General features: G+C 62.2%; 15 protein-coding genes. 9 read left to right on the top strand and 6 right to left on the bottom strand.

The features are described 5' to 3' along the window. Positions 1-259 (bottom strand): hypothetical protein (locus VGY55_04135; protein ID HEV2969155.1); only part of this gene is annotated, 259 nt, incomplete at its 3' end. A 228-nt stretch (positions 260-487) separates the two neighbouring features. Between VGY55_04135 and VGY55_04140 the strand changes: the two genes are divergently transcribed. From VGY55_04140 to VGY55_04160, 5 genes are all read left to right on the top strand, one after another. Next, positions 488-1795 carry a hypothetical protein gene (locus VGY55_04140; protein ID HEV2969156.1) on the top strand — a complete coding sequence of 436 codons (1308 nt, stop codon included), beginning with the start codon at positions 488-490 and terminating at the stop codon, positions 1793-1795. A gap of 431 nt (positions 1796-2226) precedes the next feature. Next, complete coding sequence (locus VGY55_04145; GenBank protein ID HEV2969157.1) at positions 2227-3552, top strand: hypothetical protein; 1326 nt, start codon at positions 2227-2229, stop codon at positions 3550-3552. 169 nt (positions 3553-3721) lie between these two features. Then, a complete protein-coding gene (locus VGY55_04150; GenBank protein HEV2969158.1) occupies positions 3722-4645 on the top strand; it encodes a DNA integrity scanning protein DisA nucleotide-binding domain protein in 924 nt (307 codons plus the stop codon). A 56-nt stretch (positions 4646-4701) separates the two neighbouring features. After that, positions 4702-5649: a D-alanine--D-alanine ligase gene (locus VGY55_04155; GenBank protein ID HEV2969159.1), complete on the top strand. Its 948-nt coding sequence runs from the start codon at positions 4702-4704 to the stop codon at positions 5647-5649. Then, positions 5646-6557, top strand: coding sequence for a hypothetical protein (locus tag VGY55_04160; protein HEV2969160.1), 912 nt, complete (start codon positions 5646-5648; stop codon positions 6555-6557). Before VGY55_04155 ends, VGY55_04160 begins: the two co-directional genes overlap by 4 nt. A 261-nt stretch (positions 6558-6818) precedes the next feature. Here the strand turns inward: VGY55_04160 and VGY55_04165 are convergent, their stop codons facing one another. Further along, complete coding sequence (locus tag VGY55_04165) at positions 6819-7025, bottom strand: carbon storage regulator (GenBank protein ID HEV2969161.1); 207 nt, start codon at positions 7023-7025, stop codon at positions 6819-6821. A 130-nt stretch (positions 7026-7155) separates the two neighbouring features. Further along, on the bottom strand, positions 7156-8337 hold the full coding sequence (locus tag VGY55_04170) for an alanine--glyoxylate aminotransferase family protein (GenBank protein ID HEV2969162.1): 1182 nt from the start codon (positions 8335-8337) through the stop codon (positions 7156-7158). A 1132-nt stretch (positions 8338-9469) separates the two neighbouring features. On the opposite strand from VGY55_04170, the gene VGY55_04175 reads away from it, so the two are divergent. Together VGY55_04175 and VGY55_04180 are read left to right on the top strand one after the other, a co-directional pair. After that, a complete protein-coding gene (locus tag VGY55_04175; protein ID HEV2969163.1) occupies positions 9470-10342 on the top strand; it encodes a hypothetical protein in 873 nt (290 codons plus the stop codon). Between the two features lie 328 nt (positions 10343-10670). Then, positions 10671-11381, top strand: coding sequence for a hypothetical protein (locus VGY55_04180; GenBank protein HEV2969164.1), 711 nt, complete (start codon positions 10671-10673; stop codon positions 11379-11381). A gap of 433 nt (positions 11382-11814) precedes the next feature. On the opposite strand, the gene VGY55_04185 is transcribed toward VGY55_04180, so the two are convergent. Together VGY55_04185 and VGY55_04190 are read right to left on the bottom strand one after the other, a co-directional pair. After that, positions 11815-13596 (bottom strand): pre-peptidase C-terminal domain-containing protein, encoded by a 1782-nt coding sequence (locus VGY55_04185; GenBank protein HEV2969165.1) that lies wholly within the window; start codon positions 13594-13596, stop codon positions 11815-11817. Between the two features lie 616 nt (positions 13597-14212). Then, entirely contained in the window at positions 14213-16510 is a 2298-nt protein-coding gene (locus VGY55_04190) for an Ig-like domain-containing protein (protein ID HEV2969166.1), read from the bottom strand. Between the two features lie 684 nt (positions 16511-17194). On the opposite strand from VGY55_04190, the gene VGY55_04195 reads away from it, so the two are divergent. Beyond that, a complete protein-coding gene (locus VGY55_04195) occupies positions 17195-17968 on the top strand; it encodes a hypothetical protein (protein HEV2969167.1) in 774 nt (257 codons plus the stop codon). 111 nt (positions 17969-18079) lie between these two features. Here VGY55_04195 and VGY55_04200 read toward each other — a convergent pair whose 3' ends face one another. After that, positions 18080-18559, bottom strand: coding sequence for a hypothetical protein (locus tag VGY55_04200; protein HEV2969168.1), 480 nt, complete (start codon positions 18557-18559; stop codon positions 18080-18082). A gap of 633 nt (positions 18560-19192) precedes the next feature. Between VGY55_04200 and VGY55_04205 the strand changes: the two genes are divergently transcribed. Then, a partial coding sequence (locus tag VGY55_04205) for a hypothetical protein (GenBank protein ID HEV2969169.1) occupies positions 19193-19687 on the top strand: 495 nt, incomplete at its 3' end.

Consider the following 19687-nt stretch of genomic DNA (forward strand, 5'->3'; position numbering starts at 1 on the left):
CCTGAAGCCCGCGAGGATCGGGAATCTGCTGGAGATCTTCCAGCAAATCCCCTGCGGGGACAGATAACAAGGTGAAACCGCCATGAAAAACAGACTCCGTAAACTCATCGAAATAATACGCACCTTTATCAGAGTGGAAAAAAAGTAGACAGCCCTTGTGCAGTTTGCCGCATGCGGCGACGCGCCGGCGCCAGCACGCAAATTCCCGTGAATTGCACCGTTTCGTCCGGCTCAAAAGCGGTATAGGTAAATCCGCCACGCTTCCGGTAAGATTTGCAAACTTTACAACCCTCGACCGTGCGAGTGGGACTTTCCCGCAAACAGTTTCCAATCGTCGCGGCGCGTTGAGGTTGTGCGGCGGAGAGGCCGTGTGTGGCGAGCGCGACGGCAGTCGCGGCCCGCCATTTGCTTCCGCCGGTCGTTCGATTTCGGACTGGATGGATCCAGTCCTTAGAAAACCCAGTCGTTGCGTTTTGGGAGTGTGAGCATGGAAGCTCGTCTTGTGCGGGCTGCCGTTCTGGCGGCCGTTCTCGCGTCGTTGGGGGCCGGATACCGAACCACGAATTTTGTCGTCGATGCGCCGACGCCCGACCTGGCCGAGAAAATCGGCCGCGCTGCCGAGCAATATCGCAACGAATTGGCGATGGATTGGCTCGGCTCGGCCCTGCCCAATTGGCCCCAACCCTGCCCGATTCATGCCCAGGTCGCTCCGAATCTTGGAGCGGGGGGCGCGACGAGCTTTGTCTTCGACCACGGCGACGTGTTCGGCTGGCAGATGAATATTCAAGGCTCCGAAGAGCGGATTCTCGATTCAGTGCTTCCGCACGAAGTGACCCACACTGTGTTCGCAAGCTACTTCCGCCGCCCGTTGCCCCGTTGGGCCGACGAAGGGGCCTGCACCACCGTCGAGCACACGAGCGAGCGGTCCAAACAGGAGCGCATGCTCATCGACTTTCTCCGCACCAACCGCGGCATCGCCTTCAGCCAGATGTTTATGATGACAGAATATCCGCAGGACATTTTGCCGCTTTACGCCCAGGGCTATGCGCTCGCCCGCTTCTTGATCGACCTGAAGGGGAAGCCCGAATTCCTCGCCTATTTGAAAGACGGCATGGCTTCGGAAAACTGGACTGCGGCGACCGCGCGGCATTACGGATATAAGGATCTGGCCGTCTTGCAGAACACCTGGCTGGAATGGATCAAGCGCGGCAGCCCGCTTCGCAACGCGGCGCCGGGCGCGGCGGAACTGCTGGCTTCGGCGACAGCGAAGGGCCGCGGCGGATCCAACCTGGTCGTTCGAGCGCAAAGCGCCGATCGCGATCAACCGCAAATGGTTCCTGTTCACAATAACGACGCACCCATTACGTTCGTAAACTCCCAGGCCACGCCAGCCCGATCGAGGCGTGATCGTTCCAATGATCCGCCCGTTCGCAACGGCTCGGTTGTGATCGATCGGGGAGAGCCGCTCGTGGCGGCGACCGGGAATCCGCCGCCGATGCCAACCGCAGTAGCAGCCAGCGGCGACGGTGCATCAATCGCGACCCGCGGCGCCGTGCAACTGGCTGCCGACGATGGATCATGGCGGACAGCAAACCGTGGATTCTTTGACGCCGGCGAACCGACGCCCGTTAGCGACGGACGATCAGTCTACGGCAACGGAGTCGGGCTGATCCATCACAGCCCGGAAGCAGTGCAAACCACGGCTCAACTGCCTACTGCCGATCCCGACGAACCCGCCGGCAGCCCGACGGCCGAGCACGCGCGGCAGGTGATTCTCGAATGGGCGCGGCAATGATGGGCGGACTTGGTGACGGAGTGACAAGGTGAAATGGCGACACGGTGAATCCGATCACATCACCGTGTCACCTGGTCACCTTGTCATCTTTTCTACCGCTTGATTCCCCACGCCGTCGCTCGTCCGCGATCGCCCCCTCGTCGATTCCGCACAAGCGGAATAGTTTTCTCAGCTTCCGCTCGACCGGCGCCTATCGGATGAACAGTCTTTCCGGCAAGATGCACTTGGCGGGACATATTTCCGATATGACTACTCGTGGCCATGCGAGCATCGCCACCGCGGGACGGACGGCGGCCGAGGAACCCGCAAAGTTTGCGTAGATTGACAGGCGGATCGTGTGAGTCTGCCAATGCAGCCAAAGGGGGCGACTTCCCTTTCGGACCGGCGGCAGCGACTCGGTAATTAAAACGGCCTCATTGATTGTTCCTCCCATGCACCGTACCGTTCTTCTGTCGATTGGCATTGGCTTGACGGCAGTTCTGCTCCGGCTTCAATCCTCGGATGCGGGCGAGCCGTCGGACGACGCGCCGCTGGCCACGGTCTCAATCGAGCAATTGATGGTCGCCGCACGCGACACGGCGATCATCGCGGCGAGCGCCGCCAGGCAGGTCGTGATCGACGGAACTCTGTCCGTGATCGTCGCGAACGAACCGATCCGCTCGGCCGACAAGTTCTGCCGGACCATGGCGCTGGCGGTTTCGATGCGCGCGGATCAGGTTCACGTCAATGGCGAAAGCGTCAAACCGCCGCTCACTCCCGAATTGAAGACGCTTTCCGCAAAGATCGACAAGGTGACGGCGATCTACCGCGAAAAGCTTCTGAACACCGCCCAGCAGTCTCCATGGGAAATAATGCACCGCATCGTCGCCTTTGGAATCCCGACGGAGATTCGCCGCGACGGGCCGGACGGCAAGCGGATCAACGCCATCGGTTGGCTGCTGTCGGGAGGCCGCGGCAATGGCCTGCCGGTCCTGGTGCTTAACCGCGGCGAACCACAGGGAATGGTCGGGGCGGGAATGCAGGGACATCCGGGCCAGTTTCTCGGAATGCTCGCGCAGTCGCAGGTGAGCGCGAAGAGCCCCTTTGAACTCGGAGGAAAGTCGTTCACCGTTGCCGACCTTATCGAGGAAGAGAAGCTCGACTGCAATTCGCACATGGAGCTGACATTCAAGTTGATTGCCTTCTCCTATTATCTTAAGAGCGACGAGACCTGGACGAACCGCGACGGCGAGAAGTGGTCGATCTCCCGGCTCATCAAAGAAGAGATTCGGCAACCGATCCGCGACGGCGCCTGCGGCGGAACGCACCGACTGTTTGGACTGAGCAGCGCGTATCTATATAGGGCCAAGCGAGGCCAGCCGATCGACGGCGAATTCGAGCGCGCCCGAAGTTTTATTCAGGACTATCAGCGGTATACGCTCCATACGCTCGAAAACCCAGACGGCAGCTTCAGCACCGAGTGGTTCAATCGCCCGGCAAACGCATCGGATCCGGCCCGCAAGCTCCAGACCACGGGTCACATTCTGGAATGGCTCGTATACAGCCTGCCCGAAGACCAGCTCCGCGATCCGAGGATCGTCAAGAGCGTGGATTTTATCGCGACGATGTTGAATGACAGTCCGAACCGCGACTGGAGCGTCGGACCATTGGGCCACGCGCTGCACGCCCTGGCGATTTACGACAAGCGGGTCCTCAACGCGGCCGGCGGCAGCCAGGACCAGGTCGCAAAGCGAGCGCCGGTCGCCGCATCGAAATAGCAGTCAACGCACGTTAAATCGCGGCCTATCTTGGCTTCGCCGACGCCCGCCCGCGCGTTGCCTTCGCGTCGCGTTCGTTGCGCTTGCCGCGGTTGCGAAAAGTCCGTAATATGCGACTCTGCCGTCGTTGGCATTTCGCTTCGCGACCTCGTACTGTCCCCTGCTTCGGATGAAATCGCAGCGACTCACCGATCAATTCCAGAAGATCATCGATCTGGCCGGTCGTCTGGCCGGATTGGTCGCAGCGGATGCGCTCTTGGTCCTTCTGGAAGGACCGACCGATTGGGAGCAGCTCAAATTGCTGGTCGGCGACGGCAGAGTGCTGGTCGCCGCCGACCTGGCCGAGCAGCTCGAAGGGGCCGCGGATGCCGGTTTGGCAACGGTCGTTTTGAGCATGGCCGACAGCCCGGTCTACGAAAAGCTGACTCAGGCTTTGCTGGAGAGCGTGGCCGATGAAATCCTGGCCCCCGGCGCCCGCGTGGTGGCGATGTATAGCGGCTTTGAAGCGGGCACGATCGATTCGATCAGCGTGATCAACCTGAGCGAACGGCTCGAACGGCTGACCGCCCGCGATCTGCGGCAGCTCGAAACTCACGTGCCGCTCGACACGCTCAAGACGGTGGTCGATCTAGCGGTCGAGATCGGTCGCGAGGGGCGCGAAGGAAAGCCGGTCGGCACGATGTTCGTCATCGGCGATACGCGCCGCGTGCTGGTTTGCAGCCATCCCACTGGATTCGACCCAGTCAAAGGATACAACCGCAAGGAGCGCAATCTGGCGGATCCACGCGTCCGCGAGGGGATCAAGGAAGTTGCCCAAATGGACGGGGCGTTCATCGTCAATCCCGATGGCACCGTCGAGGCCGCCAATCGCTATGTGGACGCCCCCGCCACCAATATCACGCTCTCGAAGGGCCTTGGCGCGCGGCACTGGGCCGCCGCCGCGATCACGCGTACGACGAAATCAGTGGCCGTCGCGGTGAGCGAATCGAACGGCACCGTGCGAATCTTCCAGAACGGCGAAGTCATCCTGCGGATCGAACCCTTCCGCCGCCCGATGAAGTGGAAGGATTTTGAATACGAGCCGCCGGAGTAGCGATCGTCCCGAAGCCCGAATCCCGAGTCCCTGCAAAGCCGTCATGGAGGATGGCCATGAATCCAATCGAGGAGTTCCGCTCGCTCCGCATCGTCGTGCTCGCCGGGGGTGATTCCTCGGAGCGGCAGATCAGTATCGTCAGCGGCTGGCAAGTGGTCTCAGCGCTGGAGACAGCGGGGCACGAGCCGGCCTGGGTCGATCCGTCAGAAACTGACCTGGAGAACGTCCCCTGGGACCGCTACGACGCCTGCTTCATCGCCTTGCACGGCGGTGCCGGCGAAGACGGCCGCATCCAGCGTAAGCTGGAGCGGTTCGACGTCCCATATACGGGCAGCGATCCCGCCGCCTCGTGGCTGGCGATGAGCAAATCGGCAAGCAAGGAGCGGTTTTTGGCGGAGGGGGTGCCGACGCCGGAGTACGCGCTCGTTCATGTCTCCGATTCTTCGCGGAACCGCGCCGCGCGGGCGAAAGAGATCGGATATCCGCTCGTCGTCAAGCCGGATAGCCAGGGATCGAGCCTCGGCGTCGGCATTGCCGGCGATCCGGGGCAACTTGGCGAGCGTTTGGCCACAAGTTTTGCCTTCGATCCGTTTGCGATTATCGAGCGATTCATCCGCGGGCGAGAGTTTACGGTCGCGGTGCTCGATCGCCGCCCGCTGCCGGTTCTGGAAATCGTCGCCGCGGACTCGATTTTCAGCTTCGACGCGAAGTATTCGAGCCCTCAGACGGAATATCGCTTCGATAGCGGCTTGGCGCCGGCGATCGAAGCGATGCTCTCGCGCATCGCAGTCCAGGCCGCCGCGGCCCTTGGAACCCGCGGCCTGGTTCGCGTCGATCTGATGCTCGACGAAGCGAATCGCCCATGGGTGCTCGAAGTCAACACCGTCCCCGGTTTGACGGGGCGGAGCTTGGCGCCGCAAGCGGCGGCCCGGGCTGGGATCACGATGCCGGCGCTTTGCACTTGGATGATTCACGATTGCCTCACGCGGGAGACCGTCGCATGAAACCGGCAAGAAATCGCGATGCGGATCGGAACGGCGGCGCGGTCGGCAGTAAACCGTGGCGGCCTTTCGGCGGGCGTACGAAGCTCGTTGTCTGGGCGCTCATCGCTGCCGGGTTTGCCGCCGCCGGACATTTTGTTTGGACGCGCGTTCGCGAGCACGTGGCGGCCCGCGACGACTATCGCCTCACGTCGAAGGACATCTCGATCACGCCTGCACCGCCCTGGATTCGCGCCGACGTAAAAGCGGAAGTGATCCGCGACTCGCTCAGCAGCGAACCGCTTTCGATTCTCGACGACCGGTTGGTCGAGCGCATTCATCAGGCGTTTTCGCTGCATCCGTGGGTTGCGAAAGTGGAGCGGGTCAGCAAAAGCCATCCGGCCCACGTCGAGGTCGAGATTGTCTATCGCCGCCCAGTGGCGATGGTGGAAGTGACCGGCGGTTTGCTTGCGGTCGATGGCGAAGGAGTCCTGTTGCCGAGCAACGATTTTTCGCCGCTGGAGGCCCGGGCCTACGCCCGAATCAGCGGCATCGAAAGCACCCCGCTCGGCATGATGGGTACGAAATGGGGCGACCCCGTGGTCGCCGGCGGCGCGCGGATCGCCGAAGCGCTGCAAACGATCTGGGGAGACCTCGGCCTGCGACGCATTCGCTGGGCGAAACCGGCCGCCGACAGCGACCCATCCGCGCCCGCCCTTTTTGAGTTGATCACCGCGGCGGGCAACGTCGTTCCCTGGGGCGCGCCGCCGGGCAGCGAATCGGCCGGCGAACCGACCGTTCAAGAAAAGCTCCTCCGGATCAAAGCGTACATCGCCCAACACGGCTCGCTCGATGACCCGATGGGTGGCCCCAAGGACCTCGATCTGCGCCGGCCGGATACGGCCCCGCGCACCGCCGCGCGGCCGAATTAGTGGAGCTACAATGCTGTCTTCATGTTTGGGTGCCATGCCCACGCGGGGCGGGGCGCCCTCTGGGCCCGCCAGCGGGTCGACGTGGGCATGGACGGTGTTGGCACATGGCCACTCAGAGCAGTGGCCATGGCACCCGTAAAACAAGTTAGAGCCTATCCGAGAACCGCCGGGGACTGTCCCCTTTTTGCGCAGTCCGCGGAGCAAAACGGGGACTGTCCCCTTTGCCCAGGTGGTTCTCGGATAGGCTCTTAGGAAGCTCGACTAGCGCGGAACATTGCAGTCCTCACGCGGAGCGTGGGGAGTACACGCGCCGACTTCGGGCAGACACAGCTCCTCGCGCATCACCGTCAGTCCGTCAGGCGCAATGATTCCCAATCTCACGCCCCCTTGCCCGACACGAACCACCGTGATCGAAATCTCCTCGCCAATCAGAATCCGCTCGCCGATTTTTCGAGATAGCACGAGCATGGCGATCGCCTCCTTGCTGGATTGAAGCCGTCGGGTCTGTCCCCTGCGCCCGCGGCCATCGCAAGCCAAACGGGAGCAATTCGCGGCAAATCGTCAGCTAGCATAGCAGTGCTAGCAGTGGGCGGCAATGTCAGTTTTTGCCCCCATAAGCGCGATTCGCCGCCGCTATCGAACCGCCGGCTGTGAACCGGTGTCCCTGCTCGGCGAGCAATTCTTCCAGCGCCGCCAGCAGCGCCAAGACGTTGCGTTGCCGCGAGCCGTGCCCCATCAGCCCGATTCGCCAGACTTTGCCTTTAAACTCGCCGAGTCCCCCGCCGATTTCAATTCCGAACCGCTCAAGCAGCCCGCGGCGAACCTGCGCGTCGTCGATCCCTTCGGGGATTCGGACGGCGTTGAGCATCGATAGCTGATGCCCTTCCTGCGCCGTGAAGCCGATCCCGATCGCCGCCAGCCCGGCCTTGAGCGCCGCGTGGTTCTGCGCGTGGCGTTTGAAGCACGCCTCTAAACCCTCTTCGAGCACCAGACAGAGCGCCTCGTACATCCCGTACGTCATGTTGATCGGCGCCGTGTGATGATAGACCCGTTCCTGTCCCCAGTATTGAGCCAAGAGCGTCACATCGAGATACCAGCTTTGCACTTTCGTTTTCCGCGCGCGGATTTTCTCCATCGCCCGCGGACTGAACGAGAGCGGCGCCAGTCCTGGCGGGCAACTCAGGCATTTCTGCGAGCCGGAATAAATCGCGTCGATCTGCCAGCCATCGGTTTCGACCGGCATTCCGCCGAGCGCGGTGACGGCATCGACGAGCAACAGCGCCCCCGCCTCGTGAACGATTCGCGAAATATCTTCGATCGGCTGCGCGGCACCCGTGGAAGTCTCCGCCATCACGATGCCGACCACCCGCGGCTTGCTCTCGGCCACGGCCCGGCGAATCTCGTCAGCGGAAAACACCTCGCCCCACGGTCGATCGATCCGCGTCACCTTGGCGCCGGCCCGCCCGGCGACATCCGCCATCCGCCCACCGAACACACCGTTGACGCAAACCAGCATCGCGTCGCCCGGCTCGATCAGATTCACCACGGCCGCTTCCATCCCGGCCGAGCCGGTGCCGCTCACCGCGAGCGTCATTTCATTCTTGGTCCGCAGCACATCGCGCAGCATTCGCTGCATACCGTTCATCAATTCGAGGTAGTACGGATCAAGATGCCCGACCGTGCCAGTGCCGAGCGCGGCCAGCACGCGCGGATGAACATCGCTCGGACCAGGGCCGAGGAGAATGCGAACGGGCGGATTGAGCGGCGGAGTTTCGAGCATTGGAGGAAGTAGGCAGGAGGCAGTCGGAGGTCGGAAGTAAGAGGTCGGAGATCGGCGGTTGGCGGTCAGAAGTTCGCCCGTCCGCTTACGGCCGGATGGCCCGCTTGCGAAAGAATAATACAGCCGCAGAAGTGCGGCTAGTGGCGCTGGAATGCACCGCTGAATCTCGCCCGACTACTAGGCCTGAAGGGCCGGCGGAGCCCAGCCCAGGGCGCAGCGAGACCGTCCGTTAGGGCGGGCGAGCGAAACCCTGGGATTGCGATTCCCAATTGCGTCGTAGCCCTGCAAGGGCGATGGAACTCTTGCATCAAATTCGCGAAGCGCTATGTTGGAACGATCTCTCCGGCGGCCCTTCAGGCCGCAAGCGCGGGTGGCCTGCGTTATCCCACGGTTCCGCTCAATTCTCCTCGTGGAGAACGTCGCTGCGCCCTTATAAGCTGTTTCTTGGCCCGCAGGGCTCAGCACGCCGTGCTGCTCGGCTCTCCACAAGCCTAGAGCAGTCGCGGCGTGCGGAGAGAGACCTGCGCCGCGCGGGTTTTTCGCTTGGCTGGCCCAAGCAGGGATGATACTGGGCTTCCCAGGTCGACCAATCCAGGCGCCCCAGAATCTCATCGAATATCCGAACAGAATGCTCCGTCGGCACCGCCTCATCCAGCTTCAGCGGAAAGAAAACCTGTCGCTCCCGACACTCCGGCGCCCTGGCCCATTGCATCATCCCCGACCTCCTCCAGTCGGCTGGTGAATCATTGCGGTCCGCGGCTGACGAAACTATAGCGCCCGCGCCCCGGGCGGCAACCGACGACGGAGATTAAATCAACAGGTCGCTGAGGTTTGGGCTATTTCCTATCGGCCCGTCCCAGCCTGTCGCATCCCGTCGCAAGCGACGGGGCTAACGAGGCCGAACTCCGATTGCCTCCCGTCCCCCACTCCATGCTCACCCCTGCCCCCTGCCTTCGCATTTGCGAAGTTTGTCTGCGAGTTTCCGCAATCGGGTCGGTACGGTGGTGAAAATTCTGCTACCAGGGCAAGAATCGGATTAGACTCTGTTGTTAAGCGGCGGCGAGGATGATTCTTCGCGCGCTCATGGCCAGAGTGGCCAGTGTCTCGTTTTTCATTGAAAGGGATAATCGTAATGCAATTAGTGCGAGTTTTGGCTGCGGTCGTTGCGTTTTCGGCTCTTTTGGCTGGTCGGTTGGCAGTGGCCGATACGGTGGTCGTAACACCGTCCAACATGAACGGATGGACGTTGAATTCGTTTGATCCCGACGGAAATATCGTCAACAGCGGGAATTACTTTGGCACCGCAGCGATGGCGACAGGCCCGGCAACGCCGCCGCTCGGCGTCGGAAGCGCGCACCTGGCGACCCCCGTCGGCTTCGGTGCCGGCGGCGCGGCGATTGCCACTCTTTCGTACGACGGAACGCTCCTCAGTTCAATCACCTCACTAAGCTATTCCACATACGACGTCACCAACAACGGACAGCAATTCCCGTATCTTGGAATAAAGATCAATACCAACGACCCTAACCCTAACCACGCCTCCACTGACACGCTGTTTTTCGAGCCGCCGTATCAGCAGCCGTCCACCGGAAATTCAGCCTTGCCCGACCAGGGACCTACGGTCCAGGATCAATGGCAGAGTTGGAACGCCTTAGTCGGCGGATTTTGGGATAACAATGGCCTCGCAACTCCAGGGACGGGCGTGGAGCCCCTGTCCTTCTTTCTGGCGCCGACGGCATACCCGCTCGCAACGATCGCCCAGGGCAGTCACCCTGGCCTCGGCGGCATCGCGATGCGGGTCGGCTTCGGCAGTGATGGCGAGACCGAGGACGGATCCGTCGATGCCTTCACCATCGGCGTCGCCGACGTGAATACGACCTACGACTTTGAGCCGGATACGGCTGCGGTTCCCGAGCCATCCAGGATCATCGCGCTGGCGGGTCTCGGCGGAATGGCCCTAATCGGCTTGGCGTGGCGGCTGCGCCGGCCGGCCGTGACGGCTTGAACGATCGAGCGGAAAGCGAAGAGTTGAGAGCGGAGCATCCTGGCCATCCCGTCGCAAGCGACGGGGCTAACGAGGCCGAATTCCGATTGTCTCCTATCCCCCACTCCCTGCCTCCCGCTCTCGGCTCGTGTCTTGCGTGGATGCGAAGTTCGCCAGCGAGTTTGTGCAATCTGCCAGCAGTGAGGTGGAAATCGCTTGACAGAGGAGACGGCTCGATTAGACTGCTGCGGTTGATGAATTTTGGCGGGACGAGTCGCTCATGAATGCCGGCCGAGCAGAGTTCAGTGCATTCAGTTTTCTCCATGAATCGAGGAAGCAGGGATTTGCCATGATTTGCCGAAGGATTGGGATGGCGGGGATTGCGTTTCTTGTCTCGAATTTTTGCGTCGTCGGGACGGCCCGGGCCGATATGTTGACGGCTACTTCTCTGACGCTTAATAACTTCTCCAAGGTTCTTGTTCCGCCGGGGCGCCCGTTCCCTTACGACTTGGGAAGCCAGCCCTGGGTTACGGCAGTGTTTTCCGGCACGCCCGGCGCTTCTACAGCGACGCTAACGCTTACAACCGGCAGTTGGGCGGGCGTCAATACCCCCGGCGATCTAAATGTCACAACCTGGGGGTTCAATAGCTCAATATCGCCGAGCAACGTCAGCGTCGTCTATTCAAGCGGTGGCGGCACGAAACTTGTCGAAGATGCGACGCGAAACGAAGGTCTCGACTCGGGTGGGAACTTCGGATTCGTGCTTAGGAGCGGCAACAGCACGGCGGGCATTCCGGCCAACACTACCCAAGTCTACGCGATCACACTCAGCGGCGGTGCAACATACAATCCTGCGGCGTTCGACCAACTGTCTTCCAAGGGGACGGGCCTTTTCGTGGCGTATTCCGAGGCGATAATTCAGGACAGCGGAGGCGAAGATTATGTCGCGGATGTGGCTCCCGAGCCCTCTCGCCTCGCAGGGTTGATTGGCCTTGGAGTCATGGGCATGATCGGACTCTGCTTTGCCCGATTCGCGAAGCGGAAGGCCGTGAGCCGCTAAGAGCATGCCAGAGAACGGTTCGGAACCGTTTCGCTGTTCTTGACCAATCTCGCCGCTCGTCTTGGCGTCATCGGTTCGCCCTTCGGTTTGAGCCTCTCTTCGAGCCTGAGCCTCAGAGCCGATGGCAGGGTCGAAGACGAACGACCGGCTAACGCCCGCGAACCATTGCTATCGGCTCTCCGCTGCCCTCAATCATAGTCTCCGGCGGCTAACGCCCGCCGGCTCGCCGTCCTCGCTGCTGTCCCTTCCCCTGCATGCTGCAGATTCGCGCAGTTAAACCGCGCCAGAGCGCAGTGGTTTCGCGATTGCCGACGAGACGAACCCGGTTTGTCGGCGTCATCGGCATGGCGGCCATTGGGCTGATCGGCATGGCGTGGCATCGCCGACTCCGAAAAATCTTGGCCGCGTAGCAAGCGGATTGCTTCAGCACTCTTCATTCGGTGGCAGCGTTGCTGCTCCCTGTTCCCAATTCTTGGAACAGCAAGTCTCGGAGTCGCGCTTCGAAATCGCTCGGCGGCGTGGTTCGAGCGGAGCGCGCGGATTTCAACGATGCTTGCTTGGCGGGGATCGACGTGACGAATGTGTCGCGGCGAGACAGTGGTTGTCGCTGAACGTCGGCGGCAGTCGTTGTTACCGCGGATAGCGTGAAGTCAGTCGCCGCGAGCGAACTGCCGGATGCCAGGGGTGCGCGATCTCCGCGCCACGGAACGGCAAAGACGCCGTTCCCTACACTCGGGCCCGCCATTCGCTGCTCTTTGCCCTGTTGCGCCGCTGGCACACTACGGTTCGCGAGCGAGCCGGCTAACGATAGTGCTGCGGCCGTCGAACGACCCGCGGCCATCGAGGTCGATTCTCGGATCCCCGCTCCGGCGGCTAACGCCGGCCGGCTCGTTGCTCCTCCCTCCCCGCTCCCCGAAACGGCGCGGAGGCCGTTCCCTACAGATCCCGGCTCGCTGCTCGCGGCGATCGTCAGCGTGGCTGGGCTGGTGGCGGTGCCGCCGATCACGAGCGCGGTTTGCTGGATGGAATTGACCGTTAGATCGCTGCCGGCGGCGATGGTTAGATTACCGGTGCCGCTGATGCTGCCGGCGATTTGGCCCGCGCCCGATACGAAAACGCCGGCGGCCGCCGCGCTATTGTTGATGATGTTCACGGCCGCGGTCAGGGCGGAGACGGCGCCGGCGAGTTCGAGCGTGCCGCCGGCGGTGACGATGGCAGCGGCGCCCGCGGAAAAGGTCGGCGTCGCGGGGCCGTTCAGTCGCAGCGAGCCGGCGTCGATCTCGATGTTGCCGTTGAAACTGCCGGCCTCGCTCAGAGTCAGCGTGCCGGCGCCCAGCTTGGTCAGCGGGCCGTAGTTGTCCCAGGCACTGGCAGTCGACGAGCGGATCGTCACGTTCTGCGTCACGTCGGCCAGCGCGACCAAGGGATCTGCGAGCGCAGGCAATGGCGAGAGGAGATCGATTACTTGCGGCCCGGCCGGCAATACGAATTGAATCGCGTGCGTCAGGCCCGGCGCGCCGGCCAGGTCGAGCAGCGCTTGCCGCAGCGAGCCGGGCCCGCTGTCCGCCGCGCTCGTTATCGGCACGGGCGAAGTCGTGCTCAGAAAGTATTCTCCGCTCGTGGAATTGACTCCCAGCACCCGAATTCGATAGGCGCCGGTGGCGGCGGCCACCGCAGTCAGCGCATGATTGCTGCTGCCTTGCCCCGAGGCGATGAGCGCGTCGGAGGGATCGTAGACCTGGATTTGCGGGATAAGGTTGTTGGTGAATTGGGCGGCGGCGCCTCCAAGTGTGAAAGTCTGCAACACGAGTGCATGGCCCGCAGTTAGATTGACGGCAAACCAATTCTCCGTCGGCGCCGCGGGCGCTGCGAGGATGTCGCCCAAGACGCCTTGGGTTCCCGAGATGTCTTGCGCGGTCGAGAAGCTGCCGTCGGTTTCCAGGCCGAAGTCGGCGTTGCAGGTGACGACGAGGGAATAGGCCGCAGCCGGCGGGCCGGTCACGGCGGCATAATACGTTCCGGCCGAGGGAGCGACGAAGTTGTCGATCGCCGAGCTGACGCCGCTCCCGCCGCCGGGCGATATGCCGGCGGCCAGCGTGTGACCCTGGGCATCGAGAAGTGCGATGCTCACGTTCGCAACGGTCTGACTCGCCACCGCGAGCGTGGCGGTCTGGCCCGCGGCGAGCGTGTAGGCGTAGTAATCGGTTTGGCTCATGCCCGGGCCGGGGCCGATTTCCAGGCTCGCCCCGCTGGCCACATAGGGGCTCGACGCCGCATTGAAGTTGACCAGCAGCCGATCGGTTCCTTGCAGGCCGGCGTCCTTGATGCCGACGGTGGCGCTGGCCCCCTCGGCGCCGGAATCGCCGCTCGCGAGGTTTTTGTAGTTGAAGATGATCGTGCCATCGGCGTTCAGAATGGCCTCGAATGTGACCCGGCCAGTTTGCGCGCCGTAGGCAAAGCTGACGTGATTCCATTGCACGACCAATCGCTGGCTGGCCCCCGCGCCCTGCACCTGCCAATAGACGCCGGACTGCGCTGCGCCGGAAACGATGAGATCGTCCCACAGCGGAGCGATCGCTGCCGGCGAAGGAGACGATGTGAGGTCGGTGTTTTCGTAGCCGAAGAAGGCCGCGCCGAAACTGATCGTCCCATTACTCGATACATAAACCGAGTTGTAGGTGGCATCGTACAGCTTGAAATTGAAACCGGCCAGGTTTGCCGCGGTGAGTTGCGCATAATAGTCGTCCACACCGACGAGGATCGGGGCATTGGGAGTCGGCGAGGCCCCGGCCGGACTGATGTCGTCGAACTGCGGCGAAATGGAGACGCCGCTATAGCCAAAGCCATCGGGCCCGACGGCGCTGGCCAGAGCGCCGACCGCCGCGCCGCGCCGCGCCGGCCAGCGGCACGAAGCTCGAATCGATGTTTTGAGAAGTGGCGAGCGTGCGGTTAGTCGCCCCACCTGTCATCGCTGTCGAGATGGCCGCGTTTAGTTCGGCTTGAAGTGTGTAGCTCCCGGCGCTGCCGTTGGCGCCGCTGACGGTGAACGAATACGTGCCGGCCGTATTGATAGCGACGGTTTGCAGCAGGGCCGGGGCGCCCGCGGAACTCGAGGAGGCCGAGGATGAAACGCCGGGCCCCGTCAAACTGAGTTGTGCCTGCAAGCTGCCGGCTGGTGTCGCGAGGAGCGTGAGCGTTTGCCGGGCCGCGAGGGTGAGCGTGAACGTATCCACGCCGCCGATGGCGATCGACCCGGAGACGCTGTTTTGATAAATGAGCGATCCGGCGGGCGCGACGACAGCCAGCGGCGTGGGAAATGGAATCGCTCCTCTGCTGAGAAGCAAGCTGCCGGAATAGGCCGGGCCGGGATTGCCGAAAAGATCGGTCACGGCGCCGGCGGCCATCGCGATCGTGAGCGTTCCGGCACTGTTTATTCCGGTGAGTTGGTACGCCACGGTCTGCGAATCGACGAGCGAATAGCCGATGACCGAGCCTTGGCTGAGAGAGAGATTGCCAATGCTAATGCTCGAAGGGGAGTAGGCCTCGTTGAAGTGTACGTCGAGGGTGGAGAGTGGGAGCATCGCCGTCGAACCGTTGGCCGGCGTCGTCGAATCGACGGTAATCGGCAGAGCATCGTAGCGGAACGAAGCGTTGAACGGTGCCAGCGGCGCGCCGTCGAGCTGCCGCGAAATCGCCCCCGCAGCGAGCGAGATCGTCTGAAGTCCCTGGGCCGTGACTGGACTGGCGTTGTAGTGAAACGTGATGGTTGTGGCGTTCGTTTCGGTAAACGAATCGGCCGCGATTCCGTTGACCGTAAGGCTAGCGGCCTGCACGCTGGCGGCGGCATAGGGGCTGACAAACGAGATGACGAAGTCGGCCGGCGGCGCGCTGACGATCGAAGCCCCGGCCGGAATGCTGGATGCCACCGTGAACGGCCCGACCAAATCGTTGACGATCAGCGGCGCGATCGGCGAACCGCGGCCGGTGACCAGATCGTATCCCGGTCCGGCGCTCGAGCCATTGTTGCCGGTAACAATGTCGTGAAAATCGGAACCGGGCATCGAGTACAGAGTCGGGAGCGTTTGGGTCGGCCCGTCGAGCGTCGTCAGGCCGGCCGCCACGCGCTCCTGGTCTGCAATGGCCACGAGCGCCGCCCACGGAGGAGATGACAAGCTTGTGCCGCCGAGTTGTAGCCAGGGGGTCGACGTCCCGAAATCCCAGGAATCGTAAATCGACACGCCGCTGCTCGGACCGGCATCGAACGCCACGTCGGGTGTCTCGCGCATCGTGCTGCTCTGCGTCACGACGCCGTTCTGAAAGGCCGGCTGCGACTCGAAGCCGCTGATCCCGCCGCCGCTGCCGCTCCAGCCGGATTCGCCCGTGCCGCCGTCGCCAGGTTGGGGAATCCGATTGCCGTTGGCGTCGACCGAGAGCGTCGTGCCGCCGACCGCGACGACGTTCGGCGAAAAGGCCGGGTATTCGCCGGGTTGCCCTTTATCGCCGGTGGAAGCGAGGAACGTCATTCCGGCGTGGCCGGTAGGCGTCGTGAACAGGCTGTCGAAGCGACCTTCATTGGGAAACTCGGGGATGCCAAAGCTCATCGTGACGACGGCGACGGGAGGGACTGCGGGCTGATTCCCGCTGGCCGGCAGGCCGGGCCAACTCGTCGCCTCTCCGACCGCCGCAGTGAATAAATCGGAGTTCAGGATGCTGTTCGCCTCGACCAGCAGAAGGTTGGCCTTCGGCGCCATGACGTGCGCCCACTCTACGTCGAGCGCGGTTTCAGTTTCCCAGGTACCGTTCGAGTTTCCCGCTCCGGCCGGATCGGTCGATGGATAGTTCGTGCTGCCATCCTGAGCGACACGGGTAAAACTCGGCGGATCGGGTAAGTTGTATCCGTTGGCCGTCCAGTAAGCGTCGAAACTATGCAAATCGCTCTGAATCGTGGGCGAATCGTAAGCGTCAATAATCGCGATCGTCTGTCCGGCGCCGTCCCCTTGCACGCCGCCCAAGCTGATTTGATCGAAGCCGTAGGCGCGGCGAAGCTGGGCGGGGGTGAGTCCGTTCGGCGCGGCCGCGGCGAGCGGCGTCGCGCTGCCATTGCGTTCGATTACGTACGTCGGACGCAATGAAGTTGACCCTTGACCACTCAACATGCGGCGCGACTCAAGCTGCTCGATCGCCGATCGGTGTTTTCGCGCACGCTCCAACGAGCGGGCGTGCCGGCGCCGACCTTGGCGATGCCTGGGACGTGAGAAGAAATCGGACTGAAAGCCGGGCCATGTCATTCGATTGCCGGTGTCTTGAACGACCGTGAGAACTGCGGTGGCTAGACACGACGCCACGCGCCCCAGCGCTGACGTTCACGGTCCGCATCCAAGGTCAACCGAAAAGGGATTGCCTCGCCCGCGGCTCAATGGCATGGGCGATCCACAATGAGAAATCCCAGATGAGACGCTCGTTCGAGGGTAGCCGAAAATGGGGGGAGCGTCAATTAAAAAGACGCCTGTTCAGAGCCATCTCAGGATTTTTCCGCCAATGGCTGGCGACGGTTGCCTGCCGTGCAGTCCGTCTACCGAAGGGCTCGAAGCTCAAGGCAAGTCTTCGCGCTCGTCGCGAACGAGAATCATCGCTGATAGCTGCGCTGCGGCGCGTCAAAAGTGCAGATTTGCGAAGTCCGACTGCGATAATGCGAAATCCGGACAGATTCTTGTTGACCGCGGTTCATTACGCGGTACTCTGACACTGTGCGGCTATAGGCCTGGAGTGGGGCTCCCTAGGATTTACGCCCACTTGGACGGCGATTGCGTTGAATGATAGATCGAATTTCCACAAGCGCGACGGTTTTGGCGCTGCTATTTGTTGCCATCTGCAGCGCGTCTGCTGACACGATCGGTGGCGCGCCCGAGGATGGAATTTGGACCTACGGTCGTTACACCACGGCCACGAGTTCGGGCAATGGGGCGCTGTCGAGCTTGTATATCAGCACGGGCGTCGTGACGTTGCTTGGCAACAATGAAGTCAGCCCAGGCAAAAACGAGCTGTTCAACTTGACCGGCTCCGGTCAGATGTCCATGCTGACCTCCGATCCCAACGCACCCAACCCGGTTTATTCGATGCTCACTTGGAAATCGAACGAACTTAACTTGGGGGCCGGTTTCATGCCGTCGTTCGTCACTTGGACCGCTCAATCCGCGGGACAATACGTGGTCAGCGCGTCCTTCGAGACGGGTCAGCCGGACACCGTCACGACCGCGGGATTGGCCGCGCCGCTCGACAGCCCAGGGGGCACGGTCTTAGGTTCGGGCAGCGGGTTCGTGCCTTACTCAACCACGATCCAAGTCATTGCCGGCGATACCGTTGACCTCTTGGCTTGGGATGGCACCGGCAGCGCCAGCGAGTCCGCGGGGCTCAGATTCCAATTCTCCCCGGTGACCGCTTCCGATTCCCCCGATCCAGTTCCGGAACCATCTCGGGTCGTTGCCCTATTGGGCATCGCGAGCATGGTCGTGGTCGGCTGTTTGTGGGATTGGCGACGGCGCCGTAGTTTGGATCGTCTTCGTCGGACCGAGTCCTTCGCTGCTTGAACCCTGAAGCGAACACGATGATGGCACCGTCAACAGACGGATTGCGCGACTGGGATCGCATGGACCGGCAAGCGAGCCCGACGGGGTCGGATCACTATGGTCCTGAAAAAACTATCTCCCGACCGCGCCGCCGGAGTTCGCGTTTGCTGATGGCAGCGACCACGCGCCGCGGCCACCCGCCGCAGCGTGCCCGCGTGAGGTCGGACCGCCGATTCCCGTGCCGATCGTTGACGTGACGCCAAAGAAGCGGCCATGATTCAGGAATCCCGCCGGTGCGCCGGCAGGCTGAATCGTAGCACGATTCGCCTCCAACTGAGAAACTGGCTCCCCTAGACGACTCGTGCCGGCAGATTGGCGCTGGATATCCAATTGCTGAGTTTGCAGCGTGTTCCGCAACTGCATATCCGGGCGGACGTACATATTGTAATTGTCGACTGGCCCGCCCTGCTTGTTATAAAGATTGAACCACGGGCTTAATGCCGGGGTTGGATACCGATTAGAGGGGGCAAAGCCCTGCGCGTATGTTGGCACCGCCGTCAGGATTGCAACGCCCACGATTGCAAGCGCCAATTCGGGTCCAAACCTTCGCATGGCGATCCCTTATCGCTGTTTCTACAACATCCGTCGTCGCTGGCCGAAAACCCGATAGCAGGCACCGTTCATTGCGCGGAGACGGCATGCCAAGAACTGGTCCAGCGGCGCACCTACGAGCCGCTATCGGCAAACGGACTGCGTTGACTTTATCGCATTTCCGGAAGGGGCAAACCATTCGTTCTTCCCCGCGTGTACAGGAAGAATAATGTTTGATAGGGAGGCAAGGTGGTCATAACACGACCGACGATCTGATCGCGGATGTTCACTGTATTGCCATCGCCATAAACGCCATTTCCGGGGACCGAGGGACCGAGCAGGCCTGATCGCTCGGGGTCAACACATCGTTGGGCCGGATTCTGGGCGATTGGAGTTCGGGCAGTTGGCAATTCTGAATTAGTTGTTGCACACGCGAAACATCGGCGATGCTGAGCTTGCAAATCATCGGATGAACGACCCGAGGAATGCCGTCGACCTGCTGTCGGCCAAGTGAGCGAACGGAAGGAGCCGGTCGTCGACGGGCGCTATCGGCGGCTAGCGAAGCGGCTACGACGACTTGTCCGTGCTCACTCTTCGGGTTAGGGTGTCAGAGGCTGCTGGCAATTCCGTATCCCTTTACCAGAGACATTGAAAATGAAGATCCCACTCACTCAATCTTCCCTCATGTTCGCCTTGCTTGCCGGTGCCGGCCTCTTGGCACAAGCCAGTCCCGGCCATTGCGACGAAGCCAGGCCGGCGCCAATTACAAACGCCTCCGTGCGTGCAGCGACACCGTTGACCGACGAAATTGCCGCGAAGTTCAACCAAGCGGCGGAAGTCGCGCTGGGGGAAATGACACAGCAGGCGGACAGCCGCAAGATGAGCGGCGTGGCCGTGGTCGCGCTGATTTCCGGAGAGAAAACCTCCGCTTGGACCTCCCGGATGCAAGTCGTCGGCTCGATCGTCGTCAACAAGTCCAACGTCCTGGGCGTGGCGTACACGAAGGCCGCCGAGATGGCCGATACGCTGCAAAATAGCGGTGGCGGTTCGCGACCGCCATATAAAGGAGAGTTCGGCTATAAGGGCGGCGTGATCGAGAAACATTCGCCCGGCTATCTACTCGCCGTTTTCAGCGGCGGCAAATCGGAT

This window comes from Pirellulales bacterium (assembly GCA_035939775.1).
In the GTDB taxonomy this organism is placed as follows: Bacteria; Planctomycetota; Planctomycetia; order Pirellulales; family DATAWG01; genus DASZFO01.

Coding starts and splice junctions, on each gene's coding strand:
- VGY55_04140 (HEV2969156.1), top strand. CDS start 488: ATGGAAGCTCGTCTTGTGCGGGCTGCCGTTCTGGCGGCCGTTCTCGCG.
- VGY55_04145 (HEV2969157.1), top strand. CDS start 2,227: ATGCACCGTACCGTTCTTCTGTCGATTGGCATTGGCTTGACGGCAGTT.
- VGY55_04150 (HEV2969158.1), top strand. CDS start 3,722: ATGAAATCGCAGCGACTCACCGATCAATTCCAGAAGATCATCGATCTG.
- VGY55_04155 (HEV2969159.1), top strand. CDS start 4,702: ATGAATCCAATCGAGGAGTTCCGCTCGCTCCGCATCGTCGTGCTCGCC.
- VGY55_04160 (HEV2969160.1), top strand. CDS start 5,646: ATGAAACCGGCAAGAAATCGCGATGCGGATCGGAACGGCGGCGCGGTC.
- VGY55_04165 (HEV2969161.1), bottom strand. CDS start 7,025: ATGCTCGTGCTATCTCGAAAAATCGGCGAGCGGATTCTGATTGGCGAG.
- VGY55_04170 (HEV2969162.1), bottom strand. CDS start 8,337: ATGCTCGAAACTCCGCCGCTCAATCCGCCCGTTCGCATTCTCCTCGGC.
- VGY55_04175 (HEV2969163.1), top strand. CDS start 9,470: ATGCAATTAGTGCGAGTTTTGGCTGCGGTCGTTGCGTTTTCGGCTCTT.
- VGY55_04180 (HEV2969164.1), top strand. CDS start 10,671: ATGATTTGCCGAAGGATTGGGATGGCGGGGATTGCGTTTCTTGTCTCG.
- VGY55_04185 (HEV2969165.1), bottom strand. CDS start 13,596: ATGAGCCAAACCGATTACTACGCCTACACGCTCGCCGCGGGCCAGACC.
- VGY55_04195 (HEV2969167.1), top strand. CDS start 17,195: ATGATAGATCGAATTTCCACAAGCGCGACGGTTTTGGCGCTGCTATTT.
- VGY55_04200 (HEV2969168.1), bottom strand. CDS start 18,559: ATGCGAAGGTTTGGACCCGAATTGGCGCTTGCAATCGTGGGCGTTGCA.